Source organism: Cryobacterium sp. TMT2-4 (assembly GCF_004402575.1).
GTDB classification, from domain to species: Bacteria; Actinomycetota; Actinomycetes; order Actinomycetales; family Microbacteriaceae; genus Cryobacterium; species Cryobacterium sandaracinum.
This window is the reverse complement of the sequence record NZ_SOGE01000037.1, coordinates 26,170-52,324: the sequence shown is the minus strand read 5'-3', so window position 1 is coordinate 52,324 and position 26,155 is coordinate 26,170. Positions and strand designations below refer to the sequence as shown.

Genomic DNA, 26,155 nt, shown 5'->3' with positions numbered 1-26,155 from the left:
CCGTTCTCAGGCGGCCGGCCACCGGGCGCGCAGGTACTGCGGCGGCCAGTAGTCCACGCCGGCGCCGAGCTCGTGGGCGGCCCGCAGCGGGAAGTGCGGGTCGCGCAGGAGTTCGCGGCCCAGAAGGACCGCGTCGGCCCGGCCGGATGCCACGATCTGCTCGGCCTGGTGCGCGGTGGTGATCAGCCCCACGGCGCTGACCCGCACGTCCGCCGCCGTTTTCACGTGCTCGGCGAGCGGCACCTGGTAGCCGGGACCCAGCGGGATGCGCACCCCGGTCACGTTGCCGCCGGAGGAGATGTCGAAGAAGTCGGCGCCGGCGGCCGCGGCCCAGCCGGCGACCTCGGCCGTCTCGTCTTCGGTCCAGCCGCCCGGGGTGTAATCGGTGGCGGAGAACCGCACGAACAGGGCGCGCTCCTCGCCGATGGCCGCGCGCACGGCGGCCACGACCTGAAGCAGCAGGCGGGCCCGGTTCGGCAGCCCGCCGCCGAACCCGTCGGTGCGCCGGTTGCTCAGCGGGGACAGGAACTGGTGCAGCAGGTAGCCGTGCGCCGCGTGCAGCTCCACGACGTCGAACCCGGCCTCCACCGCCCGGAGCGCGGCGGACGCGAACCCGTCAACGATTCCCTGGATGCCCGCGGCATCCAGGGCCACGGGCGGTGCGTAGCCGGGGAACGGCACGGCCGAGGCCGACACGGTCGGCCAGCCGCCGTCATCCGTCGCCATAGTGCCGTGCCGGTCTCCGCCCCAGGCCGGCCAGACGGAAGCCTTGCGCCCCGCGTGGGAAAGCTGGATGCCGGCCTTCGCGCCCTGCGCATGAAGGAAGGCCACGATCGGTGCCCAGGCGGCGGTCTGTTCCGCGTTCCAGAGGCCGGTGTCGGCGTGGGAGATGCGGCCCTCCGGGCTGATCGCGGTTGCCTCGACCAGGATCAGGCCGGCGCCGCCCGCGGCCAGCGCGCCCAGGTGAACGAGGTGCCAGTCCCGCGGGACGCCGTCTTTCTCCCGCACCGCGTATTGGCACATCGGCGCCGCCCAGATGCGGTTGCGCAGGGTGACGTCGCGCACGGTGAACGGTTCGAACAGGGCGGCAACAGCCACGGATTTCCCCCAAGGGTCGAGTGGGCGGGCGAAGCGGCCGGCCCGACGCACTCAAAACAACCTATCGTGAGTGCATGAGCGAACCACGGGGATGGCTGGAATGGGACGACGCACGGGCGCGTGAGCGGATCGCGGTTCCCCGGGCGGACGACGACAAGTACCGCCGCGGCGTGCTGGGCGTGCGCACGGGCTCCGACGAGTACCCCGGGGCCGCGGTGCTCGGAGTCGAGGCGGCCCTCCGCACCGGGGTCGGGATGGTGCGCTACCTCGGCCCGAGACGGGCGTGCGACCTGGTGCTGCAGCGACGCCCGGAGGCCGTCACCGCCCCCGGGCAGGTGCAGGCCTGGCTGCTCGGCTCGGGCCAGGACGCCGCCGCGCGCGACCGGGTGACCGAGGCCGCGCTGCTCGGCGCCCTGGCCGAGGGGCTGCCCACGGTGTGCGATGCTGGGGCCCTTGACCTGGTCGGCCGGGCGACCGGGCCCGTCGTGATCACCCCGCACTACCGCGAACTCGCCCGGCTGCTTACCCGCCTGCTCTCCCCGCAGGGCGAGTCGGTGGCCGGCTCCGAGGTGGCCGCTGCGCCGGGAGAGTGGGCCGTGCGCGCCGCGTCCGGCCTCGGCGTCACGGTGCTGCTCAAGGGAAGCGTCACCTGGATCGCGGCGCCCGACGGCACCCGGCTGACGGTGTCGAAGGCGCCCTCCTGGCTGGCGACGGCCGGATCCGGGGACGTGCTCGGCGGCATCCTCGGCGCCCTCCTGGCCACGCATTCACGGGCGATCCAGACGGATGCCGCCGCGCCGGCCCATCTCGCGGCGACGGCCGCCCTGGTGCACGCCCGGGCAGCGGCCCGGGCGTCCAACGGAGGTCCGATCACCGCGCTCGACATCGCCGGCGCGGTGCCGGCCACGATCGCGGACCTGCTCGGCTCGCGTTGACCGCCGCGCTGGGCCCCGCGCTGGCTGTCCCGGTGCGGCGGCGGAGCCGTGGGGGTGTGCGAAGGTGGAGCGTGCCCCAATCCGTCGCAGAACACCTGGCCGCCGGAGCCGGCGTGCCGACATCGCGAACGCTGCTCTGGGCCGGCTTCGCACTGGTGCACGGCGTGCTCTGGTGGCTCTGTTTCGCGTCCCCCGGCTGGCCGCTGGGCGATGTGGAGGTCGTCTACCTCGGCTGGGCGACCGACGTGGCATCCGGTGCCGACGTCGTGGGCATCACCACCGGCTTCGTCTACCCGCTGCTGGCCCTCCTGCCCATCCTGGCGCCGCTCGCGTTCGGCCCCGACCTCTACGCCGCCGGCTGGCTCGGGCTCGTGACCCTGCTGAACGCCGGGACCTTCGCGCTGCTGCTCGGGCGGGGCCGCAACCGGCGTGCCCTGGCCGCGGCGGCCTGGTGGCTGGGTTTCCTGCTGCTGCTCGGGCCCGTCGCCCTCGCCCGGATCGATGCGGTCACCGTGCCGTTGGCGATCGCCGCGCTGCTGTTCGTCGGCGCCCGGCCGGTCTGGGGCACCGTGCTGCTGACTCTGGTCACCTGGGTGAAGATCTGGCCGGTGGCCCTGGTGATCGCGCTATTCGTCGTCTCGAAGGAACGCTGGCGGGTGCTCGTCGCCGCGGCCGGCACGAGCCTGGGCATCGTGCTGGTGGCGCTCGGGCTCGGCAGCGGGCCGAACGTGCTCAGCTTCGTCGGCGAGCAGACGAACCGCGGCATCCAGATCGAGTCCCCGGTCGCCGGCCTCTGGATGTGGCCGGCCGCGCTGGGTCTGCCGGGCAGTTACCTCTACTACGACCGGCAGATCCTCACCTTCCAGATCATCGGCACCGGCACGAACGTCGCCATCGTGGCGATGACCCCCCTGCTCGCCCTCTGCGGGCTGGCCGTGGTGCTCCTGGCCTGCCAGCGGATGCGTGCAGGCGCCGAACCGGCCGGCCTGTTCCCGCCGCTGGCGCTGGCCCTGGTGCTGACCCTGATCGTCGTCAACAAGGTCGGCTCGCCGCAGTTCACGACCTGGCTGGCCGCGCCCATCATTTTCGGGCTGCTGGTGCGGGGGCGTGCCTGGCGGCTCCCGGCCGTGCTCGGGCTTGTCATCGCGGCCCTGACCCAACTCGTCTACCCGCACTTCTACGACCTCTTGCTCGTGGCAGACCCGGCTCTGGTGCTGGTGCTGACCGTGCGCAACGTGCTGGAGGTCGTGCTGCTCGGCTGGGCCGTGTGGCAGATCCTGTTCCCACCCACCCCCTATCAGAAGGAGTAACCCCATGCTGGTTGCATTTTCCGTCGCCCCGTCCGGCTCCCACGATGACGAAGGGTCGGTGCACGACGCGGTCGCCGCGGCCGTGCGCATCGTGCGCGCATCCGGGCTGCCCAACCACACCGATTCGATGTTCACCACCATCGAGGGCGACTGGGACGAGGTCTTCGCGGTGGTCAAGGCCGCCACTGAAGCCGTCGGAGCCTGGGGGCCGCGGGTGTCCCTGGTGCTCAAGGCCGACATCCGGGGCCGCCGCACCGGGGAGCTGACCGGGAAGGTCGAGCGCCTCGAGGCGGCGCTGGCCGAGGCCGCAGCATCGACGGCCGCCACACCGGCCGCGTAGCCAGGTGAATCCCATCTGGTTGCGTCGCTCTCCGGGAGTCAGAGCCGACCATACCGCGGGGCGCTGTTTGACCCCGGCGGAACGCCGTACCGGGCGTCTAATCAATTCAATGGAGATTCTGGGTCAAACCCTCGCTTTTGAGCCCAAACGCACTGTTTAGAGCAATATCTCCGTCGAATTCGTTCGGGCCACCGGCCCCGTACTCTGGAGGCAGACCTGCTCACGGCCTCGCCATCGCGGGCAACTTCGGCTACGTCGCCCCGGTCTGGATCGGTCTGGGCCAAAGCTTCTTCGCCCTGTTGCTCACCGTGGGGACGTTCCTCCTGGACCGCACCCGGCGCGGGAACGGTGTGGAGCTCCCGGACGGCACCCAGGCGATCCGCGTGGCCGGCGTGGTCGGCGCGAGGCAGCCGGGCCGTTCGGCAGCCGGGCCGTTCGGCAGCGCCGAAGTCAGTCGCCCTGGAGCAGGATGCCGTCGTGGATGGCGCGCTTGCGCAGGGCGACCTTGGTTCCCACGTCGAAGCCCGCGAGGCGGTACTTCTCCCGGATGCGCTTGAGGTAACTCTTGGCGGTCTCCTCGGAGATGCCGAGCTGGTGCGCGACGGCCTTGACCGGCTCGCCCGCGCCGTAGAGGGCCATCACCCGGCGCTCCTGCGCGCTGAGGCGGGGAGAACCGCCGTTCGCGCCGTTGTTGAGGGCCTCGTCCAGTTCGGCCGAGATGAAGGAGTCGCCGTCATAGGCGGAGCGGATCGCCTCGACGATCATCGTTGCCTCTTCGCTCTTCACCAGGTAGCCGAGCGCACCGGCAGCCAGCGCCTCGCGCACGAGCCCGGCCTCGGAATAGGTGCTCATCAACACCGTCTTCACGCCGGCCGTCTTGAGCGTCGAGATCTTCAGTGAGACCGGGATGTTGTCTTTGAGGTCGAGGTCGAGGAGCACGACGTCGACGGGAAATTCGGGGTGGGTGAGCAGCTCGGGCCAGGTGGTGACGGCGGCGACCATGTTGATGTCGTCCGCGGCCCCCCGGATCCACTCGGTGAGGGCCCCCAACAGCATGCGGTGGTCGTCGACGAGGGCCAACCGGATGGGGTTGTCCTTGCTCGGCGCCTCAGTGCTCAACGTGGTCGTGTTCGTCACTTCTGTCTCCTTGTGCTTCTGGCCCCGAATGAGAAGCTCAACAGCGTAGTTCCACGGACCCTAAGCATCCGCGGGATTGTCGATACTGCATTCGATTTCCAGATGCAGACTTCCGTCCCGGCTGGAATCGACGTGAGGGCCGACTATTCGGATAGCTTGCCACGTCTCGGGGTCCACTCGACGTCGTGGCACACCCGTCGTGGTCAATTCGATCGGAAATCGTAACTTCTGGCGAGCGGAGACGCCGTGCGTGGGTCGGATCGGACCGAGAGAGAGCGAAACGGATGCCTCGTCGCGGGTTGTGTCGCTGATCAGCAGCCAGATCGTGCGCAGAAGGGCATCGCGCTGGTCGGGGTTGAGCATGCCGGCCAGCCCCGCCGGGTCGTGCAGGCCGACGGACGGTCCCAGGAACTCGGACTCGGTGATCGCGTGGTGCAGCCAGGTCTCCCGGCGGCCCCGGATCAGGTGCAGCCGCAGTTGCGTGGCGAGGTCTGCCGCCGTCGTCGACTTCTCGGAACTCAGCGGCAGCGCCGTGCGACCCTTCGCGACGTCGTCGAGCAGAGTCTCCGCGTCGAGGTCGATACGGGCGAGTTCCTCGGAGGCGAACATCCCCACCGCGAACTGCGGCTGGGAGATGGTGCTCTGCACCAGCACCAGGTCGAGCTCACGCTGGGCCATCCGGCGGAATCCCCGCACCGTGGCGACGCCGAGCAGCGGAGGCAGGATGGCGAGGCTGATCACAAGGAGGTCGGGGGCGAAGGTGAGCGGATCGGCGCGCTCCTCGGTGAGCGCCCCGAGGAAGAGAAGCAGGCCGAGCGCCATCGCGGCCGAGACGAGGTCGTGCCCGCGGCGCACGGTGGCCAGGGAGATGAGCAGGGTGCCGACGGCGGCGGCGGCGGTCGGGTAGACGCCGGAGTCGGTTTCGCCCCACGACCCGATCAGGTCGAGCGCCACCACGGCGGCGCCGGCGGCGATGGCCGCGGCGAACAGCCAGTCCGGCATCCGAGCCGAAAGGCGCTGCACCGTGATCAGTGCCAGGACCGTGGTCGCCATCAGGAGACCCCACGCGATGAGGCTGGGCGTCGGGTCGGGATATTCGGACCACTGCACGGCGAACTGCCCGAACAGGAACAGGGTGATGAAGCCGCCGCTGAACGTCAGGCCGATGCCGAGGTGGCGGCCACCCAGGCCGCTCTGGTTGGCGCGCGTGGTCTGCTCGGTGCGTTCGGGGCGTCGGAAACTGCGCCGGTAAGCCCGGCGTTCCTGGCGGTCCTGATTGCTCGGCTGGTCGGACCCGCCCGCCGCCACAGCGCGGCGCGCGTCACGGCGGCGGGCGTCGACGATGCCGGGGACGGTCACTTGGGCACCTCGAGCACGACCGTGGTGCCGGAGCCGGGGGAGGAGAAGAGGCGGGCGTTGCCGCCCACGTCGCGCAGGCGGGCCACGACCGATTCGGCGAAACCGAGGCGTTCGGCGCTAACGCCGCTGAGGTCGAAGCCGACCCCTGCATCGGTGACCATGGCGCGCACGGTTGTGTCGTCATCAGTGATCGTCACGTCGGCGCGGGCGACGCCGGCGTGACGTCGCACGTTCTCGAGGCACTCGCCGAGGGCGAGGAGGAAGGAGTCGAGCACGTCGCTGGGCAGAAGAACCTGTCCGCTGCCGTGCCAGTCCACATCGAGTCCCATCCGCCCGAACCGCTGCTTGACCGATTCGAGGGTGCTGCCGAGCATTGACTCGGTGGCCGGCTCGAGCGTGTAGACCCCGGAGCGGCGCGGGGTGGGGAGGCCGCCGAGCCGTAGCTGCCGCAGCAACCGGGCGTCGTCGCCGGCCTGTTGGCGCAGTGCGGCCGGGCTGACGCCGACGCCGGAGTGCGCGAGGAGGGTGAGGGTGGCTAGCACGGTGTCGTGCAGCAGCCGGGCATCCTGCCGGCGTTGGGCTTCGAGCTCGCTGGCATGGCGCTCGGCGAGGTGGGCGCGGCCGATGAAGGCGATGCGCGCCATGACGCGCGGCACGCTCTGGGCCAGCCACCAGGCCACCAGGGCGATGGCAAGCCAGACGCTGAAGGTGAGCAGGAGAGGCACGGTGGCGTCGGACGAGGCGCGGGTGGCGGCGAGCACGCTGGCAACGGTCGCACCGAATGCCAGGGACAGCACCAGCAGGCGGGCGGCGCTGACAACGAGCACGAGGGCGACGCAGCTCAGGGCTCCGGCGGCGATGCCGCCGATGATGGCCTGCTCGACGAGGTTCAGGCCGGTGGCACGCTGGCCCGACCAGCCCACGAGCAGGATCACGGCGATGCCGGAGACCAGGATCAAGGCGACCCAGCGCATCCGGCCGGACCGGCCGAGCAGGTACTGGCCGGCCACCAGCAGCAGCAGCAGTGGCAGGCTCCGGGCGAGGGTGCTCACGGTCAAGCCGCCCGGGACAAGCATCGCGAGGAGCGCGGCGGCCGAGCCGGCCAATCCGCACAGGCGAGCCGCTCTGCGGAGCAGACGGTCACGTTCCTTGTAGATTCGTTGCATAGCGGCGCTCTCACCCCATTTGCCCTCTATACAGAACCCTACCGGCCCGGTGTCCGTTCCCCCGCGCGCTCCGTGGCATCCGTCGGCGTCCGCGCGACCGACGGCGTTACCGACGGGCGTGACCGGCGACTCAGGGCGTGCTCGACGCCGCTCCGCCGGCAGGTGCGGCGGGTGTGATCGGTGCTCGTGTGACCGCGGCCTCCGGGGTGTCGGCGCCGCCCTGGTCGAGGCGGAACGGCGGGTACTCGTCGCGGAACAGGGCGGTGTAGACGGCTACCCGGAAGATCCAGCGGTCGATGCCGAGGATCAGATCGAACAGGCTGCGCCGGTACCGGCCGGTGAAGAGGAGGATGACCGCGGCGATTAGCACCAGGACCCCGATCAGGGACGGGACGGTGTTCGAGACCGAGTCGCCCTCGTCGTTCCGCCAGATCGTCGCACTTCCGGTCAAGGCCGCCACGATCAGCAGGTGCGGAATCGCCAATAGCCACCATTTGACCAGAACGAGCCCGTGCGAGAGGCGCTCCGGGTAATCGACCTGCAGATCGGCGGGATAGTCGGCCGACGACGCCAGGCTGAAGGGGGGGTACCGGTCGGTGCCGAGCGCCGAGTAGGCGTAGAAGGACACCCGCCAGCTCCAGCGCAGCACCCCGACGTTGAACTGGAAGAGGGCCGTCGGGTATCGACCGGTGAACAGGATGGCGAACCCGGCGACGATGGTGGTGACGACAAACCCGAACCAGAGGAACAGCAGCACCACCACGTGCGGGAAGATCAGGATCCACTTCACCAACCACAACCAGCGGGACAGCCCCTCATCGAGGGTTCCGGTCAACCGGGCGGGAAACGTCCGCCCGCCGGGATGGGCAGGGACCGCGGTCGCCCCGGGTGGGCCTGCTCCGACGAAAGTTGCTGCTCCGAGCGGTGTGTCGGGCGTGGCGCCGGGCCTGGATGCGGGCAGTGTGCCGCGGCCCAGGCCGATTGCCCCGAACACGGTCAGCACCAGGCCGATGAGAAGGATGAACAGGCCGACCAGAAGCAGCCCCACCGCCAGCGGGGCGAGGAACCCGAGGCGAATGCCGGCCTGCAGGGCGACTGAGACGCCGGAACTGGCATCCTCGTTCATGACGACGACCGCCCAGCTGCCGCTCGTCAGATCCCAGTCGATCTCCTGAGTGCCGGGACCCTCGGCGGAGGACACCCAGAAGTCCTGGGCGCCGGGGGCTTCGGGAGCGCGGCTGCCCGGAATGTCGCGGTACACTGCACGGAAGGGATTGATGTTCAGGTCACGCAGCTCGGTGCTATTCACTCCGGCCAGGTAGCGGTCGACGTCGGCCTGAGACGCGACGCCGATGAAGACGTCCGCTGTGGAGGTGGAGAGCGCGCGGAGTCGGAGAGTGCCGATGTCCGCCGGGACGTCCTTGAGCTCGATCGAGCCGATCCGGGGCGAGGTGAGCGCGAACGACTGTACCGAGAATGAGCGGGCGGGGCTGGTGATGTAGCCGTCCTCGCCCTGCGCGTTGACCACGGCGGTCATCGCCCCGGCCAGGGCCAGCGAGAAGCCGAGCAGGGAGAGGATCGCGCCAAAGATCAACATGATGACGGAACCGGGTTTCATGGCGCGTGTCCTCTCATCGGGTACGTCTCGAGTCAGGGTACGTCTCATTCACGGGCACGACTCGGTTCACGAGGGTGTCGCGTTCCGTGGCCTGCCGGTCGACGTCGTCTTGATCCGGGACCGCGTCAAGCTCGATGCGAGGGAGCGGGACGGCTCAGAACACGCAGAAGTTGCGCGCCGATGGCCTCGTTCTCGATCAAAAAACCGTCGTGGCCGAAGCCGGAGTGGAGCGTGACGGCATCCGTGTCGTCGATGTTGCCCTGCAGATGGGCGGCGATGACCTGTTGGCCCTCGAGGGGGAAGAGGCGGTCACTGTCGATGCCGACGACGACGCTGAGCGCATCGATGCGGGAGAGGGCGGATGCGACACCGCCGCGGCCGCGGCCGATGTCGTGCGAGTTCATGGCCTCGACCAGCACGATGTAGCTGTTCGCGTCGAACCGCCGGGTGAACTTGTTGCCGTGGAAATCGAGGTAGGACTCGACGGCGAACCGGCCGCCCGCGCCGAGCGGACTGATCTCGCTTTGCCAGCCGCGCTCGAAGCGCAGGTTGAGCTCCTCGGAGCTGCGGTAGTTCAGCAGCGCCATCCGCCGGGCCAGGGCGAGGCCGCGGGTCGGGCCGTCGCCGTCCGCGGCGTCGTAGTAGTCGCCGAAGCGGAAGAGCGGGTCGCTGCGGATGGCTTCGATCTGCACCGAATTCAGCGCGATCTGGTCGGCGGTCGTCACCGGCGGTGCCGCGAGGATTGCCAGGCGGGCGACCCGGGACGGATGCTCGATGGCCCACTCGAGCGCGTGCATCCCGCCCATCGAGCCGCCGACGACGGCGGCCCAACGGTCGATGCCGAGATGGTCTGAGAAGGCGACCTGCGCGGCGACCTGATCGCGAATGGTGAGGTAGGGAAAGCGGGTGCCCCATTCGGAGCCGTCCGGGGCGAGGGAGGCCGGACCGGTGCTGCCCTGGCAGCCACCGATCATGTTCGGGGCAACCACGAACCAGCGGTCGGTGTCGATGGCCAGGCCGGGGCCGACGATCCTGCTCCACCAGCCCGCGGTCGGGTGGCCGTGGCCGGCCGGGCCGACCAGGTGGCTGTCGCCGGTGAGGGCGTGCAGTATGAGCACGGCGTTGTCGCCGCTCGGGGACAGTTCGCCCCACGTCTCGTAGGCGATCCGCACGGCGCCGAGGCTGCTGCCCCCCTCAAAGTGCAGCGCACCGACGTCGAGGAAACGACGGTTCCCCACGGGGTCGCCGTCGCGCCACGCACCCGTCGCCGGGGGTTTGCCGAGCAGCGACCGCGCCTGGGCTTCGGTCACGAAGCTCGACGGGACGGTGTCTGCCGAATATTGCCAGTCCATGGGCTCCCTATTCTGCCGGGTGAACAGCCCTTCCGGCTTATTGTCACCGCACCGTCTGGTGAGCGCACCGCGCGCCCGGCCGTCGCCGCGGAGTACCCGGCCGGCACTCGGGCCGCACCCGGTTTTCACTCGGGTTGCACTGGGTTTCCACTCGGTTTCTACTCTGTTCGCACTCCGTTCGCACTCCGTTCGCACTCGGCGGAGCCGAATCAGCTCGCCACCCGAACGAATTCGACGGAGATTTTGCCGATTTTGGCCTGAAACGGGCCGAAACCGGGTGTATAAGGCAAAATCTCCGTCGAATTGGTTACCCACCCGCCTGGGGGGGGGATACCCATCCGGATTGGCAGCGGCTGGGGGCGTGTCAGGCGTTGGCGCGGGATGCCTGCACAACCGCGCGGGCGGCCGCCAGGCCGGTCTCAAGGTCGGCCTTCAGATCGGCGATGTTCTCGATGCCGACGGAGAGGCGCACCAGGCCCGGCGTCACACCGGCCGTGAGCTGCTGCTCAGGGGTGAGCTGCGCGTGCGTGGTCGAGGCCGGGTGGATGACGAGCGACCGCACATCGCCGATGTTGGCCAGGTGGCTGAACAGGGAAAGGTTGTCGACGAGGGCGCGACCGGCATCCACTCCGCCCTTCAACTCGAAGGACAGCACGGCGCCGACACCGCGGGGCGCGTAGGTGTTGGCGGCGGCGTACCAGGGGCTCGACGGCAGGCCGGCGTAGTTGACCGAGGCGATGTCGGGGTGGTTCTCGAGCCATTCCGCGATGTCCTGGGCGTTCTGCACGTGGCGTTCGATGCGCAGGCTGAGAGTCTCGATGCCCTGGATGAGCTGCCAGGCGCTCGCCGGGGCGATCGCGGATCCGAGGTCGCGCAGCAGCTGCACGCGCGCCTTGATGATGTAGGCGATGCCGTCGCCGACCGCGCCCGTGTAACTGACGCCGTGGTAGGACGGGTCCGGCTCGGTGAGGCCGGGGAACTTCTCCACGTTCTTGGACCATTCGAACGTGCCGCCGTCGACGATGACGCCGCCGATGACGGCACCGTGGCCGCCGAGGAACTTGGTCGCCGAGTGGACGACGATGTCCGCGCCGTGCTCGAACGGGCGGATCAGGTAGGGGGTGGCGATGGTGCTGTCGACGATGAGCGGCACCCCGCCGGCGTGCGCCACATCGGCCACGAGACGGATGTCGAGCACATTGATCTTGGGGTTGCCGATGGTCTCGGCGAAGAAGAGCTTGGTGTTGGGGCGCAGCGCCCGGCGCCACTCCTCGGGGTCGTCCTGGTTCTCGACGAAGGTCGTCTCGATGCCCAGCTTGGCCAGGGTGTACTTGAACAGGTTGTAGGTTCCGCCGTAGATTGAACTCGACGAGACGATGTGGTCGCCGGCCTGGGCGATGTTCAGCACCGCGAACGTGGAGGCGGCCTGGCCCGAGGCCAGGAGCAGGGCTGCGGTGCCCCCTTCGAGGGCGGCGACGCGCTCTTCGACGACGGCCTGGGTCGGGTTCATGATACGGGTGTAGATGTTGCCGAATTCGGCCAGTGCGAACAGGTTCTGCGCGTGCTGGGCGCTGTCGAACACGTAGGACGTGGTCTGGTAGATCGGGGTGGCCCTGGCATTGGTGGTCGGGTCGGGCTGGGCACCGGAGTGCACCTGCTTGGTTTCAAACTTCCAGTCTGCAGCGTTGTCGCTCATGAGGTGATCTCCCGGGTGATCCTCGACGAGCGTGGACCTTCCAGCGCTCTGCCAGCGATTCTAGGCAGGGGGTTGTCGAGCTGGCAACGGACACCGCAACACAGCGTCACGAAGCGGTCAGCGCGGCGTGTCGCGCGGTGTGCCGACGGCAGGGTCTGCGGGCGGTGCGTCTGCGGGAGGCTCTGCGGGAGGCTCGGCGGCGAGCGTGCCGGCAGGCGCGTCGAGGTGCGGAAGCACGATAGTGCCGGTGTCGGTGCGCGCCTTCTTGCGGAACAGCCAGCGGGCGCGCGGCTCGATCAGCGGGTGGAACACCCTGCGCACGATCCGCTGCGAGAGGGCGATGGAGATCAGCACGCTGAACCCGATCATCGCGGGCAGCACCCAGCCCGGCTGGGGTCCGCCGAGCACCCCGCTCTCGCGCAGGAGGAACAGCACGAAACTGTGCAGCAGGTAGATGTACATCGTGGCCGCGCCGTAGGGCGTGAACCAGAGCCGTCGCCGGGGCATGAGCACCAGGAATGCCACGATGAGGGCGAACGCGAGCAGCAGCAGACCCAGACGGATGACGCCAGCCCAGAGCTGGTCGTAGCCGAACGCCGGGTAGGCCTCGTCGTAGAGCAGGAACTGGCGCACCTGCGCCTCACGAAGGGCGTCGATGTTCGCCACGATCACGCCCAGCAGTGCCGTGAACAGGGTGAACGCGCCGATCCGCCAGCGCCATACCGCGGTGGCGTGCAGCCCCAGCCAGCGGTCGGTGAGCTTCCACTGGCGTAGCTGCCAGCCGAAGACGAAGAACGGCAGCAGCCCGAGCGTGCGCGACAGCGCGAAGGTGCTGTCGATCGACGCGAAGTACCCGGCGCCGACGGAGATGATCACACTGATCAGCAGCGGATGGCGCAGCAGCACGAGGAAGGGCAGGGCGAGGCGCCAGGCCAGGAGGGCGATCAGGAACCACAGGGTCCAGGAGGGGGACGAGTAGTCCAGGCGGAATTCGCCGCCGAGTAGCCAGTGCACGACTGTCCAGATCGTCTCGAAGATCACGTAGGGGAGCACGATGTCGGTGACCAGACGATGCAGCTGGCGGGTGCCGAGCGGGCCCGACCGGGCGAAGTACCCGCTGACGGCGACGAACAGCGGAACGTGGAAGGCGTAGACGAACAGATAGAACTCGTAGGCGACATCCGACTCGGCGATGAGTTTCAGGATGGCGTGCCCGAGCACAACCAGGGCGATCGCGATCCAGCGCGCATTGTCCCAGAGCGGCACGCGTCGTTTCTGCACGTGCGGTATTCCGGCGGCGCGTGGGCTCATCATGCTGCTTCTCCGACCAGAATGGAACCATGGGTACAAAAAGAGTCGTTGTGACCGGTGCGAGTTCGGGGATCGGTGCCGCCACCGTGCGCCTGTTCCGCCAGCGGGGCTGGGATGTGGTGGGGGTGGCTCGCCGCGCCGACCGCCTCGCGACGCTGCAGGCGGAGACCGGGGCGCAGGTCTTCACGGCCGACCTCACCCGGCAGGCCGACGTGGACGCGCTGCGCGACTATCTCGCGGCGTCCGGGCCGGTGCACGCGCTGGTCAACAACGCGGGCGGCGCAGTGGGGCTGGACACCGTCGAGGAATCGAAGATCGAGGACTGGGCCTGGATGTTCGAGATCAACGTGCTCGCGGTCAAGCGGGTCACGAGCGCCGTGCTGCCCTTGCTGCGGGCCGGGATCCGGGCGGAGGGCGGCGCCGCCGACATTGTCACGGTCACGTCCATTGCGGGTCATGTCGCCTACCTCGGAGGTGGAGGGTATAACGCGGCGAAGTTCGCCGCGCACGCCCTGATGGAAGTCTTGCGCCTGGAATTGAATGGCGAGCCGATCCGGGTGATCGAGGTTGCCCCCGGGATGGTGCAGACCGAGGAATTCGGGCTGGTGCGCTTCAACGGTGATGCGGAGAAGGCTGCCGCGGCCTACGCCGGGGTGCCGAATCCGCTCACCGCCGAAGATATTGCCGAGACGATCGTGTCGAGCGTCGAACGCCCGGCCCACGTCAATCTGGACCTGATCGTGATCAAGCCGGTTGCGCAGGCGGCCCCCACGCGAGTCGCGCGGGGGCCGCTGGCACCCAAAGACTGACGCACTCAAGCGTTCTGCCTAGGGGTGGACCAGGATTTTCACAGCAGTGTCGTTGTGGTTGATCAGGGTGTCGAAGCCCTCGCTGGTGAGGTCGAACTCGTGGCCCATGGTGACCGGGAGGGATTCATGCGAAAGCGGATGCGGGTGGCCGGGCGCCGAGATGAAGATCGGGCCGTCGAGATACTCGTGAAGGTCGGTGCCGCTGATGGCGCACCAGGCGACTGCGATCTTCACTGTGCCGCTGCGGGTCTCCGGCTCTTCGATGCTTTCAATGTGGACGTTTTTCTGGCCGTGGAAACGTGCAGCTTTCATTGAGAATCTTCTCCAGTCATGCGTCAAAGGCTCGGCGCAGGCGGATGGTCTGGCCCTCCGGCCCGCGGAACGACACTACTCCCCCCGGCTGGGGTGCAGCCGAGGGGAGTAGTGGTCATGCGGGTCGTACGGTTTCGATCAGTGCTCGGAGGCCTTCTCGGCGCCGAAGCCGGTCATGGACCGCACGGACATTTCCGCGGCCAGCAGCGGGTCTTCCTTGCGAGTGCTGGTGATCGAGCCGAGCCAGCCCAGGAAGAACCCGATTGGGATGGAGATGATGCCGGGGTTGCTCAGAGGGAACCAGGCGAAGTCGACGTCTGCACCGAACATCGACGTCTCCGTGCCGGAGAAGACCGGCGAGAAGATGATCAGACCGACGGTGACCGCAAGGCCGCCGTACATGCTCCACACGGCGCCGCGGGTGGTGAAGCCGCGCCAGAAGAGCGAGTACAGGATGGTCGGCAGGTTGGCGCTCGCCGCGACGGCGAAGGCCAGGGCCACCAGGAAGGCGATGTTCTGCCCCTGCACGCCGATGCCGCCGGCGATCGAGAGGATGCCGATGATGACGACGGTACGACGTGCGACCTTGACCTCGGCGTCGGGGTCACCCTTGCCCTTCTTGATCACGCTCATGTAGATGTCGTGAGCGAAGGAGGTCGCGGCGGTGATCGTGATCCCGGCCACCACGGCCAGGATCGTGGCGAACGCAATGGCCGAGATGAAGCCGAGCAGCAGCGGTCCGCCGAGCGCGAGGGAGAGCAGCGGCGCGGCCGAGTTCACTCCGCCGGGAGCGGCGAGGATGACATCTGCTCCGACGAGCGCGGCGGCACCGAAGCCGAGCACCAGCGTGAACAGATAGAACGCACCGATCAGCCAGATCGCCCAGACGACCGAGCGACGGGCTTCCTTGGCGCTGGGCACCGTGTAGAAGCGCATCAACACGTGCGGCAGGCCCGCGGTGCCGAGCACCAGGGCGATGGCGAGCGAGACGAAGTCGAGCGGGTTCTCGCCGTATTTCAGGCCGGGCACCAGGATGGCGTCGGCCGGCACACTCGTCGAGGCGGCGATGGCCGAGTCGAGAAGCGCCGAGAAGTTGAAGCCGTTGATGGCCAGCACCCAGACGGTCATCGCGAATGCGCCGATGATGAGCAGGAACGCCTTGATGATCTGCACCCAGGTGGTGCCCTTCATACCACCGATGAGCACGTACATGATCATCAGGCCGCCGACCACGGTGACCACGACGGACTGTCCGACCTTGTCGTTGATGCCGAGGAGCAGCGACACAAGGCCGCCGGCTCCGGCCATCTGGGCGAGGAGGTAGAAGAAGCAGACGGCAAGGGTGGTCGTCGCCGCGGCCACGCGCACGGGACCCTGACGCAGGCGGAAGGAGAGCACATCCGCCATGGTGTACTTGCCGGTGTTGCGCATGAGCTCGGCCACCAGCAGCAGGGCGACGAGCCAGGCCACGAGGAAGCCGATCGAGTACAGGAAGCCGTCGTAACCGCTGACCGCGATCGCCCCGACGATGCCGAGGAACGACGCCGCGGAGAGGTAGTCGCCGGCGATGGCGAACCCGTTCTGCGGGCCGGTGAAGGACCGGCCGCCGGTGTAGTAGTCGGCCGCGGTCTTGTTGTTGCGCCCGGCGCGAATGACGACGATCAGGGTGACCGCCACGAAAGCGAGGAAGATCGAGATGTTCAGCACGGGGTTGTTTTCCGCGGGTTCGACGGCTTGGGCCAGGCGGCCCGGCAGGGACTGCAGAATGCTGGTTGCGATCATTTCTTGTCCATCTCCTCAAGCTCGGCACGCAGCTCGGCCCCGAGGGGGTCGAGACGGCGGTTCGAGTACGACACGTACCACATGGTGATGGCGAAGGTGGTGACGAACTGGCCGAGGCCGAGCACCAGTCCGAGGTTGAACTTGCCGAAGACCGGGATTGCCATCACGTCGGGCAGGTAGGCCGCGACGAGCACGAAGGCGAAGTACCAGATGAAGAAGAAGGCGGCCAGCGGCAGCACGAACCCGCGGCGCTGCTTCTTCAGCTGGATGAACTTCGGCGTCTTCTCATACGCGATGTAGTCGATGGTGGACGGTTTTACTCCGTCCGGGAGTTTGTCTTTCAGTGATTCCGCCATGCGGGCTCCTTTGCTCCGGTGAAGGGATGTGACTGTGTGGGATGGTGCTGGGGTGATCTGTGGGGGTCGACTGGTGCTTCAGGCGTTCGGGCCGACTCCATGCACGGCCTGCTTGAGGGCGTCGAGAACCGTGGGATCCTCGATCGTCGGCGGTACGGTGTAGGCCTCGCCATCGACGATCTGCCGGATGGTCTTGCGGAGGATCTTCCCCGACCGGGTCTTCGGCAGCCTGTCCAGGATGGTCACGTCTCGGAACGCGGCCACCGGCCCGACATGCTCCCGCACCAGCGCGATGAGCTCTGCGCCGAGAGTGTCGTGGTCGATCGTGGTCCCGGACTTGAGCGTGACGAAGCCGGCCGCGCGCTGCCCCTTGAGAGGGTCGCGCACGCCGAGCACCGCGCACTCGGCGACCGCAGGGTGCAGGGTGAGCACCTCCTCGAGCGAGCCGGTGGACAGTCGGTGCCCGGCAACGTTGATCACGTCGTCGGTGCGGCCCATCACATAGAGGTAGCCGTCCTCGTCGAAGTGGCCGGAATCTCCGGTGGCGTAGAAGCCGGGGAAAGCCGACAGGTAGGAGCTTTCGAAGCGGTCTTCGCTGCCCCAGATCCCGAGCAGGGCGCCGGGCGGCAGCGGGAGGCGGATGGCGATGTTGCCGTCCTTGCCGGCCTTCGTGACCGGCTTGCCCTGGGAATCGAGGATGGCGATGTCGTAGCCGGGCACCGGGAACGTGGCCGAGCCCGGTTTCGTCGGGATGTCGGCGATGCCCCGCGGGTTCGCGCAGATCGCCCAGCCGGTCTCGGTCTGCCACCAGTGATCGACCACCGGGCAGTGCAGCCCGTCATTGGCCCAGTGGTATGTCTCCGGGTCGAGGCGTTCGCCGGCCAGGAACAGCCCGTGCAGGCTCTGGATGTCGTGCCCCGCCAGTTCGACCAGGTCAGGGTCGACGCGGCGGATGGCACGGATGGCCGTGGGCGCCGTGAACAGGACTGACACCTGGTAGTCCTCCACCACGCGCCAGAACGCCCCGGCATCCGGGGTGCCGACCGGTTTGCCCTCATAGATGACCGTGGTGGCGCCGACCAGCAGCGGGGCATAGACGATGTAGGAGTGGCCGACCACCCAGCCGACGTCAGAGGCCGCCCAGAAGACGTCGCCGGGCTTGACGTTGTAGATGTTGGCCATCGACCAGGCCAGCGCCACGGCGTGGCCGCCGTTGTCGCGGACGATCCCCTTCGGATTGCCGGTCGTTCCGGAGGTGTACAGGATGTAGAGCGGGTCGTCGGAGCGAAGGCTGATCGGCGCGGCCGGGGAGGCCTCGTTCTCCTCGTGGGCCCAGTCCAGCCAGGCCACGTCGCTGGTGCCGGCGTAGTCGGCGGCGCAGCCGGGGACCATCTCCCGGTCGCGCACGATGACGGTGTGCACCGAGCCCTTGCTGCGAGCGAGGGCGCGTTCGACCAGAGGCAGGTATTCGACCGCCCGGCCCGGTTCGAGGCCGCCGGAGGCGGTCACGATCACGGTCGGTCGCGCATCGTCGATCCGCACGGCGAGCTCGCTGGCTGCGAAGCCGCCGAAGACGACGGAGTGGATGGCGCCGATGCGGGCACACGCCAGCATGGCGACGATGGCTTCCGGGATCATCGGCAGGTAGACGATCACCCGGTCGCCCTGGCCGACGCCGCTGGCGCGGAGCACCCCGGCGAAGCGCTCGACGCGTCCCAGAAGTTCGCGGTAGCTCAGGCGCACCCGGGTGCCGGACATCGCCGAGTCGTAGATGACGGCCGTCTGTTCGCCGCGGCCGGCAAGCACGTGGCGGTCGAGCGCGTTGTAGCTGGTGTTGAGTTCGCCGTCCGGGAACCAGCGCCAGGCGCCGGGGAAGCGTTCCTCCAGCGCCACCGTCGGCGGAACGGTCCAGTCGATTGCCCGGGCTGCCTGCAGCCAGAACGCCGAACGCGTGCCGTCATCGATGCTTCTCTGCCACAGGTCGTGATACCCCGCCGAAGCTTTCCCTGACATTCGAACCTCTCCGTTGAAGTTCCTATGTATACATAGAATTCGTGAAGTCTGGCACATAACCCGCAATAAGGGAATAACATGTGATTTGTGTATACAGAAACCCCAACGACGGGGACCACGGCTCCGGTTCGCGCAAGCGAACGCGCCTACCGGCAGCTGCGCGGCGAGATTCTCGACGGCCTCCTGGCGCCCGGCACGGGGCTGCTCGAGGTGGAGCAAGCCGCCCGGATCGGGGTGTCGCGCACCCCTCTGCGCGCGGCGATCGCCCGGCTGATCGCCGACGGTCTGGTGGCCGGCCGCACCGGCCGTGGGTTCATGGTCACCGAGATGAGCGTGGACAGAATCGGGGAACTCTACGAGGTGCGACGGGCGTTGGAGGAACACGCAGCCCGGATCGCCGCCGAGCGCCGCGACCCGGCGGTCTTCGAGGCTCTCCGCACGCAGTTCCTTGCGGCCCCGGAGCTGCTCCGGCACGGCAAGGCGGGACTACGCCGCTACTACGAGCTGATCGACGAGTTCGACCTGGCCCTCGACGTGGCCGTGGCGAACCCCTTCCTCGTGGGTGCGCTCGCCGGGGTGCGCACGCACCTCGCCCGCATCCGTCGCCTGGCCCGGGACAACCCGGACCGGCTCCGAAGCGCCGCCGCCGAGCACCTGCTCATCGTGAACGCCGTTCTGGCGGGCGACTCGTCGCTGGCCGCCCACGCCACGCACGTGCACCTCCACCAGAGCCTCACCAGCGTTCTCGCGACCCTCCGGGGATCGTCGGCCGTTCCGGCCGACCCATCGCCTCCACCGCGCTGACCGCACTATTCGAACCAATCGAACCAATCGAACCAATCGAAGGGATCCACCGTGCAGCTCCACCACGTTCGTGTTCACCGCAGCGACGAGAACCTTGCCCGCACCGACCAGCTGGCCTGGAAGATCGCCGAGGTCGCTTCCGACCCGGTCGGGGTGAGCGACGAGGTGACCGAGATGATCGTCAACCGGGTGATCGACAACGCCGCCGTCGCCGCGGCGTCGCTGACCCGGCGCCCGGTGGTGTCGGCCCGCTCGCAGGCGCTGGCGCACCCGCGTTCGTTCAACGGCGTCGGGGCGACCGTGTTCGGCGAGCAGCGCTCCCGCCGGGTGTCACCTGAGTGGGCGGCCTGGGCCAACGGGGTCGCCGTGCGTGAGCTCGACTACCACGACACGTTCCTCGCCGCCGAGTACTCACACCCCGGCGACAACATCCCGCCGGTCGTCGCGGTCGCCCAGCACCTCGCCACCGCCCGCGGATTGACCGGTCGCGACCTCGTGCGCGGCATCGCCACGGGCTACGAGATCCAGATCGACCTGGTCAAGGGCATCAGCCTGCACGCGCACAAGATCGACCACGTGGCCCACCTCGGCCCGTCGGCGGCCGCCGGCATCGGCACCCTGCTCGGGCTCGACCCCGAGACCATCTTCCAGGCGGTGGGGCAGGCGCTGCACACCACGACGGCCACCCGGCAGTCCAGGAAGGGCGAGATCTCCAGCTGGAAGGCACACGCCCCGGCCTTCGCCGGCAAGATGGCGGTGGAGGCGGTCGACCGCGCGATGCGCGGCGAAACCAGCCCCACCCCGATCTACGAGGGTGAAGACGGCGTGATCGCCTGGCTGCTCGACGGGCCGGATGCCGCCTACGAGGTGTCGCTGCCGTCGAATGGTGAAGCCAAGCGCGCCATCCTGGACAGCTACACGAAGGAACACTCGGCGGAGTATCAGGCGCAGGCGTGGATCGACCTGGCCCGGAAGCTGCACCGGGAGCACCCGGCCCTGTCCGATCCGGCCAACGTCGTATCCGTCGTCATCCACACCAGCCACCACACCCACTACGTGATCGGCTCGGGCGCGAACGACCCGCAGAAGTACGACCCCACGGCCAGCCGGGAGACCCTCGACCACTCCATCCCATACATCTTCACGGTCGCCCTGCAAGACGGCAGCTGGCACCACGTGGATTCCTACCGGCCCGAACGCGCCGGCCGGGCCGACACGATCGCCCTCTGGAACAAGGTGACCACCACGGAAGACAGCGAGTGGACCCGCCGGTACCACTCGCTCGACCCGGCCGAGAAGGCCTTCGGCGGTAGAGTCGAGATCGAGCTCACCGACGGCAGCCGGGTCGTCGACGAGATCGCCGTCGCCGACGCCCATCCGCTCGGCGCGAAGCCGTTCGGGCGGGCCGAATACGTGCACAAGTTCCGCACCCTCGCGGCCGACGTGGTCGAGGAGGGCGAGATCGTGCGCTTCCTCGCCGCGGCCGAACGCCTGCCGCGGCTTGGCGCCGGGGAGCTCGGCCAGCTCACCATCGTGGCCCGTAACGGGTTGCTCGCCTCACTTCCCACCCCGAACGGAATCTTCTGATGTTGTACTCGAAAGTCAGCCCGGCCGCCAAGCGGGCCGCGTTCCGCAAGGACCTGGCGAGCGGCCGGCTGCTGCGCTTCCCCGGTGCGTTCAACCCGCTCTCGGCTCGACTGATCGCGGCCAAGGGCTTCGAAGGGGTGTACATCTCCGGCGCGGTGCTCTCGGCCGACCTGGGTCTGCCCGACATCGGCCTGACCACTCTCACCGAGGTGGCCGGACGGAGCCAGCAGATCGCCCGGATGAGCGACCTGCCCACGATCGTGGACGCCGACACCGGCTTCGGCGAGCCGATGAACGTGGCACGCACGATCCAGACGCTCGAGGATGCCGGTCTGGCTGGCATGCACATCGAGGACCAGGTCAATCCGAAACGCTGCGGTCACCTCGACGGCAAGCAGGTCGTCGACGACGACACGGCGGCCAAGCGCATCCGGGCGGCCGTCGACGCCCGGCGCGACCCGAACTTCCTGATCATGGCGCGCACGGACATCCGTGCCGTCGACGGCCTGGCTGCCGCGGTCGACCGGGCGAAGAAGCTCGTCGACGCCGGGGCCGACGCGATCTTTCCGGAGGCGATGGCATCCCTGGCCGAGTTTGCGGCCATCCGCGCCGCCGTGGACGTGCCGGTGCTGGCGAACATGACCGAGTTCGGCAAGGGCGAGCTCTACACGACCCAGCAGCTGGCGGATGTCGGCATGAACATCGTCATCTTCCCAGTGTCCCTGCTGCGCCTCGCGATGGGGGCGGCCGAACGCGGCCTCGACACCATCGAGGCGCAGGGCTCACTGACCGGCTTGCTGCCGGAGATGCAGCACCGGGCGAGGCTCTACGAGCTGCTCGACTACGAGTCGTACAGCCACTTCGATTCCGGCGTCTTCAACTTCACCCTCAACCCGGATGTTGCCTCGTAGCAGCCCGGCCCCGCACGCAGATCCAGTCTCAACGCAAGGGAGCGACATGAGTCAGAACGAACCGACCATTTACAAGGGCCTCGCCGGCGTCGTGGTCGACCGTACGCAGGTGTCCAAGGTCAACCCCGAATCGAACTCGCTGCTGTACCGGGGCTACCCGGTGCAGGAACTCGCGGCACAGAAGAGCTTCGAGGAGGTGGCCTACCTGCTCTGGCACGGCGAGTTGCCGACCGACGTCGAGCTGGGCGAATTCGAGGAGCAGGAACGCTCCCTCCGGCACCTGACTCCTGCCGTGAAGCGCGTCATCGACGAGCTGCCGATGACGGCGCACCCGATGGACGTCGTGCGCACGGCGGTCAGCCTGATCGGCGCGAACGACCCCGATGCGGCCGACGCGTCGCCGGCGGCCAACCGTGCCAAGGGCCTGCGGCTCTGGGCCCAGATGCCGGCGATCGTGGCCTACGACCAGCGCCGCCGCCACGGCCTCGAGCTGATCGAACCGCGCAGCGACCTCGGCTACTCGGCCAACTTCCTGTTCATGACGTTCGGCGAGGTGCCCGAACTCGTGGTCGTGAACGCGTTCGATGTGTCCATGATCATGTATGCGGAGCACTCCTTCAACGCGTCGACGTTCACCGCCCGCGTGATCACCTCGACCCTGTCCGACCTGCACTCCGCGGTCACCGGAGCGATCGGGGCTCTCAAGGGCGCGCTGCACGGCGGGGCGAACGAGGCCGTGATGCACATTTTCGATGAAATCGGGCTCGGCCTGGGCGCCGGGAAGCGCGCCGAGGCGTGGCTGAATGAGACCCTCGCCGCAAAGCGGAAGGTGATGGGCTTCGGCCACCGGGTGTACAAGCACGGGGACTCGCGGGTGCCGACCATGCGCACCGCGCTGGTCACCCTGGTCGAGCATTATGACCGGCCGGACCTGCTGGAGCTCTACGAATCCCTCGAGGCGGGGATGACGACGCGCACCGGCATCCTGCCCAACCTGGACTACCCGTCGGGACCGGCGTACAACCTGATGGGATTCGACACCCTCACTTTCACGCCGATCTTCGTCGCGGCGCGACTGACCGGGTGGACCGCGCACATCATCGAGCAGACCGCATCGAATGCCCTGATCCGGCCGCTCTCGCTCTATAACGGCCACGAGGAGCGGCACCTGGCCTGAGCTCATCGTGACCGCGCCGTGACCTACCATTGGGAAATGGGATTCGACGCGGACGACGCTGCACGTGATGTGACCGGAATTGAGCGGGAAGTGCTGGGCTGGGACGTGTTCGCGGACGCGTCCCGCCAGCTGTCGAAGGCGGTGCTGTCGAGCGGCTTCCAGCCGGATGTCGTGATCGCCATCGCCCGCGGCGGGCTGCTGCTCGCCGGCGCCATGTCGTATGCGCTGGGCACCAAGAACTGCGGCAGCATCAACGTGCAGTTCTACACCGGCGTCGACGAGCGCCTCCCCGTGCCGGTCCTGTCGGGACCGATGCTCGACGCGCCGTCGCTAACCGGCCTGCGGGTGCTGCTCGTCGACGACGTCTCCGACTCCGGGCACACCCTCGCGATGGTCGTCGCGCTGCTGCGGGAAACCGCCTGCGAGGTGCGCACCGCCACCCTGTACACGAAGCCTCGCACCGTGCTGGTGCCCGATTTCACCTGGTGTGAAACGGACCGCTGGATCGTGTTCCCCTGGTCCTCGCTGCCTCCCGTAGCGGAGAGCCTCACCGGTGCGAGCCTGCCGGGCGGCGCACAGCTCGATGACGACCTGCCTGTCGCGAGCCTGCTCGCCGCCAGCCTGCCCCTCGTGGCCCGGGGCGCCCTGCTGTGAGCGTGCACCTGGTCGGCGGCGGTTGGAACCCCCGGACAGACGCGGCCGTCTTCGGACCCTTCCTGGCCGAGGCCACGGCGCGCGGAGTCGTGGCAGGCCGCGCGGAGCCTGGCATCGCGATCCTCGTCGTGCGTGCCGAAGACGCCGCCGACCACGCCGCGAACCTGGTCGCCGCCGTTTCCGCGGCCGGCGAGTTCGAGCCGAAGGTCACCGTCGTCGCCCCGGGCGACGTCTTCGCCCTGACCGCTGTGTCCGAGGCCGACGGAATCCTGGTCGGCGGCGGAGTCACCCCCGCCTACCTGGTCGCCGTGGCCCCGATATTCGGTGAGATCCGTCGTCAGGTGGCCGCCGGCATCCCCTATCTCGGATTCTCTGCCGGCGCGATGATCGCGGCCGAGCGTGCCCTGATCGGCGGCTGGCGCATGGGCGGCGTCGAGGTCAGCGGCGAACACGCCGCCGAGGGGCTCGACGAGATCACCGTTGAACCCGGCATCGGGCTGCTCGACGTCACCGTGGAGGTGCACGCCGCCCAGTGGGGCACGCTGTCCCGGTTGGTCGCGGCCACCGAGGCCGGCCTGATCGACGGCGGCCTGGCCGTCGACGAGAACACCGCGCTGGTCGTCGGCGAGGGCGCGCTCAGCGTCGTCGGAGCCGGCAGTGTCTGGCGGGTCAGCGAGGCCGACGGCGGGGTGCTCGTGAGCACCTTTGGGGCCTGAGCCGAGCATCATGCCCGTCACCCTCGCGGCGCTGACCGAGAGCCGGGCCATCGATCTTGGCTGGGCCCAGGCGCTGGCGCCGGTGGGGCCGGAGATCGACCGGATGGCGGAGCTCCTGCGCGCCGAGACTCTGGCCGGCCGTATCTGGCTACCGGCCCCGGAGAACGTCTTCCGCGCCTTCGCCGAGCCGTTCGATGCCGTGCGGGTGCTCATCGTCGGCCAGGACCCGTACCCGACCCGGGGACATCCGATCGGGCTCGCCTTCGCGACCGAGGCACACGTGCGGCCGCTGCCGCGCAGCCTGGCGAACATCTGCCGGGAGCTGCACGACGACGTGGGCGTCACCGCCGCCACTGGAGACCTCTCGCCGTGGTCGCGGCGGGGGGTGCTGCTGCTCAACCGCGTACTCACCGTGCAGGCCGGCCTGGCCGGGTCGCACCGGCGCCGCGGCTGGGAGTGCGTGACCGAGCAGGCCATTCGCGCCCTTGTCGCCCGGGACCGGCCGCTCGTGGCGATCCTGTGGGGGAAGGATGCCGGCACGCTGCGGCCGCTCCTCGGGGACACGCCGGTGATCGAGTCCGCGCACCCGAGCCCGCTGTCGGCCAGGCGCGGATTCTTCGGTTCAAAGCCGTTCAGCCGGGCCAACGAGTACCTCGGCCGCACCGGGGCGGCCCCGGTGGACTGGTCCCTCGGGTAATCTGGAGCTCTCTGGAGGAGTTAGCTGTGCTTGAAGAGGAATACCAGCCGCGTCGGCAATTGCCCCGGCACCTTCGACCGACGCCCGCGGAAGAGGCGCCGTTCGGATTCACCATGCGTGAGGCCCAAATCACTGATCTGCCGTATATCCGGGAGGTCTACAACTACTACGTCGCCAACAGCACGGTCACCTTCGACGTCGACCCGATGACCCTCGCCGAGTGGCGCAGCAAGTTCTACTATCTGGGCAAGCTCGGGATGCCGTTCATCGTGGCCGTCTCCCCGGCCGGCCAGCTGCTCGGCTACGCCCTGGTCAGCCCGTGGAAGCAGAAACGCGCCTACCGGTTCACGGTCGAGAACTCGATCTACCTCGGAGCGGCCTCCACCGGCAAGGGACTGGGCCGGATGCTGCTCGGCGAACTCATTGAGCGCTCCCAGGCGGCCGGGCTCAAGGAGATCATCTCGGTCGTCGCCGACCAAGGCGCCGACGCGTCGATCAAGCTGCACCTCGACTTCGGATTCGCGGAGATCGGCCGGATGGGCAAGGTCGGCTTCAAGTTCGACCGCTGGCTCGGCACCGTGCTCCTGCAGAAGAGCCTCAAATAGGCGCAGCGGCGAGCCTGCGGCCGGCGGACGCCTAAAATCGAGGGATGACCGATGCCCTGCCCACCCTGCCCGAGCGCCACATCGTGTTGCGCTCGTTCGCAGGACACCTCGAGGCCGGCCCCGACGCCGTGTTCAACCGGCTCGTGACGGCGATGGCCTCGGGGGCGGCCGGCGGGGGCAACGTGCACACCGACCGGGACCGACGCCGACTCGTGCTGCGGCGCGGCTGGTGGTACCGCGGCGAGTACCAGGTGCTGCCCGAGGAGGAGGCCGGGTCGCTCGTGCAGTACGAGATCATCAACGTCGCGCAGCTGCTGCCGTGGGCCGGGTCGTGGGCGGCGGCATCCGTTCTCCGCGCCGCGCCGCGGGCGTTCCAGGCGTTGCTGACCGGGCTGTCCCACTCTTGAGCG

25 protein-coding genes are annotated in these 26,155 nt (G+C 68.8%); 13 read left to right on the top strand and 12 right to left on the bottom strand.

Translation table 11 applies throughout. From position 1 onward, the window contains the following. Positions 1-6: 6 nt before the first annotated feature. Positions 7-1,098 (bottom strand): NADH:flavin oxidoreductase/NADH oxidase, encoded by a 1,092-nt coding sequence (locus E3O54_RS13030; protein WP_104099890.1) that lies wholly within the window; start codon positions 1,096-1,098, stop codon positions 7-9. Positions 1,099-1,172: 74 nt separating this feature from the next. Here E3O54_RS13030 and E3O54_RS13025 point away from each other — a divergent pair, with 74 nt between their 5' ends. The 3 genes from E3O54_RS13025 (at position 1,173) to E3O54_RS13015 (ending at position 3,683) form a co-directional block, all read left to right on the top strand. Next, the gene (locus tag E3O54_RS13025) at positions 1,173-2,033 is read left to right on the top strand and encodes an ADP/ATP-dependent (S)-NAD(P)H-hydrate dehydratase (RefSeq protein WP_134343272.1); all 861 of its coding nucleotides are present in this window, start codon (positions 1,173-1,175) and stop codon (positions 2,031-2,033) included. 71 nt (positions 2,034-2,104) lie between these two features. After that, entirely contained in the window at positions 2,105-3,343 is a 1,239-nt protein-coding gene (locus E3O54_RS13020) for a glycosyltransferase 87 family protein (RefSeq protein WP_166784751.1), read from the top strand. Between the two features lie 4 nt (positions 3,344-3,347). Then, positions 3,348-3,683: a thiamine-binding protein gene (locus E3O54_RS13015; RefSeq protein ID WP_104099865.1), complete on the top strand. Its 336-nt coding sequence runs from the start codon at positions 3,348-3,350 to the stop codon at positions 3,681-3,683. A 450-nt stretch (positions 3,684-4,133) separates the two neighbouring features. On the opposite strand, the gene E3O54_RS13010 is transcribed toward E3O54_RS13015, so the two are convergent. The 7 genes from E3O54_RS13010 to E3O54_RS12980 all read right to left on the bottom strand — a co-directional run bounded on the left by E3O54_RS13010 (position 4,134) and on the right by E3O54_RS12980 (position 13,325). Then, positions 4,134-4,820 carry a response regulator transcription factor gene (locus tag E3O54_RS13010; RefSeq protein WP_255408575.1) on the bottom strand — a complete coding sequence of 229 codons (687 nt, stop codon included), beginning with the start codon at positions 4,818-4,820 and terminating at the stop codon, positions 4,134-4,136. A gap of 60 nt (positions 4,821-4,880) precedes the next feature. Next, on the bottom strand, positions 4,881-6,179 hold the full coding sequence (locus E3O54_RS13005; RefSeq protein WP_134401755.1) for a hypothetical protein: 1,299 nt from the start codon (positions 6,177-6,179) through the stop codon (positions 4,881-4,883). Continuing rightward, on the bottom strand, positions 6,176-7,345 hold the full coding sequence (locus tag E3O54_RS13000) for a sensor histidine kinase (RefSeq protein WP_134343269.1): 1,170 nt from the start codon (positions 7,343-7,345) through the stop codon (positions 6,176-6,178). The genes E3O54_RS13005 and E3O54_RS13000 overlap by 4 nt, the downstream gene beginning before the upstream one ends. Positions 7,346-7,475: 130 nt before the next feature. Continuing rightward, positions 7,476-8,963: a DUF4389 domain-containing protein gene (locus E3O54_RS12995; protein WP_134401754.1), complete on the bottom strand. Its 1,488-nt coding sequence runs from the start codon at positions 8,961-8,963 to the stop codon at positions 7,476-7,478. 125 nt (positions 8,964-9,088) lie between these two features. Next, positions 9,089-10,315: a homoserine O-acetyltransferase gene (locus tag E3O54_RS12990; RefSeq protein WP_134343267.1), complete on the bottom strand. Its 1,227-nt coding sequence runs from the start codon at positions 10,313-10,315 to the stop codon at positions 9,089-9,091. Positions 10,316-10,679: 364 nt separating this feature from the next. After that, positions 10,680-12,011 carry a bifunctional o-acetylhomoserine/o-acetylserine sulfhydrylase gene (locus tag E3O54_RS12985; protein WP_104099870.1) on the bottom strand — a complete coding sequence of 444 codons (1,332 nt, stop codon included), beginning with the start codon at positions 12,009-12,011 and terminating at the stop codon, positions 10,680-10,682. A 117-nt stretch (positions 12,012-12,128) separates the two neighbouring features. After that, positions 12,129-13,325 (bottom strand): acyltransferase family protein, encoded by a 1,197-nt coding sequence (locus E3O54_RS12980; protein WP_134373602.1) that lies wholly within the window; start codon positions 13,323-13,325, stop codon positions 12,129-12,131. 26 nt (positions 13,326-13,351) lie between these two features. On the opposite strand from E3O54_RS12980, the gene E3O54_RS12975 reads away from it, so the two are divergent. Then, the gene (locus E3O54_RS12975; protein WP_134343265.1) at positions 13,352-14,131 is read left to right on the top strand and encodes an SDR family oxidoreductase; all 780 of its coding nucleotides are present in this window, start codon (positions 13,352-13,354) and stop codon (positions 14,129-14,131) included. Between the two features lie 18 nt (positions 14,132-14,149). Here the strand turns inward: E3O54_RS12975 and E3O54_RS12970 are convergent, their stop codons facing one another. From E3O54_RS12970 to E3O54_RS12955, 4 genes are all read right to left on the bottom strand, one after another. Then, positions 14,150-14,443 (bottom strand): alcohol dehydrogenase catalytic domain-containing protein, encoded by a 294-nt coding sequence (locus E3O54_RS12970; protein ID WP_198411493.1) that lies wholly within the window; start codon positions 14,441-14,443, stop codon positions 14,150-14,152. Positions 14,444-14,581: 138 nt separating this feature from the next. Beyond that, positions 14,582-16,225: a cation acetate symporter gene (locus E3O54_RS12965; protein ID WP_134401753.1), complete on the bottom strand. Its 1,644-nt coding sequence runs from the start codon at positions 16,223-16,225 to the stop codon at positions 14,582-14,584. Then, positions 16,222-16,581, bottom strand: a complete 360-nt coding sequence (locus E3O54_RS12960) for a DUF485 domain-containing protein (RefSeq protein WP_104099874.1) — start codon at positions 16,579-16,581, stop codon at positions 16,222-16,224. The genes E3O54_RS12965 and E3O54_RS12960 overlap by 4 nt, the downstream gene beginning before the upstream one ends. 78 nt (positions 16,582-16,659) lie before the next feature. Beyond that, positions 16,660-18,594 carry an AMP-binding protein gene (locus tag E3O54_RS12955; RefSeq protein WP_134401752.1) on the bottom strand — a complete coding sequence of 645 codons (1,935 nt, stop codon included), beginning with the start codon at positions 18,592-18,594 and terminating at the stop codon, positions 16,660-16,662. 87 nt (positions 18,595-18,681) lie between these two features. Here E3O54_RS12955 and E3O54_RS12950 point away from each other — a divergent pair, with 87 nt between their 5' ends. The 9 genes from E3O54_RS12950 to E3O54_RS12910 are packed head-to-tail and all read left to right on the top strand — an operon-like array spanning position 18,682 to position 26,152. Then, positions 18,682-19,398, top strand: a complete 717-nt coding sequence (locus tag E3O54_RS12950; protein WP_134401751.1) for a GntR family transcriptional regulator — start codon at positions 18,682-18,684, stop codon at positions 19,396-19,398. A gap of 51 nt (positions 19,399-19,449) precedes the next feature. Further along, positions 19,450-20,985, top strand: a complete 1,536-nt coding sequence (locus E3O54_RS12945) for an MmgE/PrpD family protein (protein WP_134373600.1) — start codon at positions 19,450-19,452, stop codon at positions 20,983-20,985. Further along, positions 20,985-21,896: a methylisocitrate lyase gene (gene prpB, locus E3O54_RS12940; protein ID WP_104099878.1), complete on the top strand. Its 912-nt coding sequence runs from the start codon at positions 20,985-20,987 to the stop codon at positions 21,894-21,896. The genes E3O54_RS12945 and prpB overlap by 1 nt, the downstream gene beginning before the upstream one ends. A 46-nt stretch (positions 21,897-21,942) precedes the next feature. Next, positions 21,943-23,073, top strand: a complete 1,131-nt coding sequence (locus tag E3O54_RS12935) for a bifunctional 2-methylcitrate synthase/citrate synthase (protein ID WP_134401750.1) — start codon at positions 21,943-21,945, stop codon at positions 23,071-23,073. A gap of 36 nt (positions 23,074-23,109) precedes the next feature. Next, positions 23,110-23,727 (top strand): phosphoribosyltransferase, encoded by a 618-nt coding sequence (locus E3O54_RS12930; protein ID WP_104099892.1) that lies wholly within the window; start codon positions 23,110-23,112, stop codon positions 23,725-23,727. Beyond that, positions 23,724-24,443, top strand: coding sequence for a Type 1 glutamine amidotransferase-like domain-containing protein (locus tag E3O54_RS12925; RefSeq protein WP_134373598.1), 720 nt, complete (start codon positions 23,724-23,726; stop codon positions 24,441-24,443). The genes E3O54_RS12930 and E3O54_RS12925 overlap by 4 nt, the downstream gene beginning before the upstream one ends. A 10-nt stretch (positions 24,444-24,453) precedes the next feature. Further along, positions 24,454-25,140: a uracil-DNA glycosylase gene (locus E3O54_RS12920; protein WP_134373596.1), complete on the top strand. Its 687-nt coding sequence runs from the start codon at positions 24,454-24,456 to the stop codon at positions 25,138-25,140. Positions 25,141-25,166: 26 nt separating this feature from the next. Beyond that, a complete protein-coding gene (locus E3O54_RS12915) occupies positions 25,167-25,745 on the top strand; it encodes a GNAT family N-acetyltransferase (protein WP_174720224.1) in 579 nt (192 codons plus the stop codon). A gap of 44 nt (positions 25,746-25,789) precedes the next feature. After that, positions 25,790-26,152, top strand: a complete 363-nt coding sequence (locus tag E3O54_RS12910) for a hypothetical protein (protein ID WP_104099883.1) — start codon at positions 25,790-25,792, stop codon at positions 26,150-26,152. Positions 26,153-26,155: the final 3 nt, after the last annotated feature.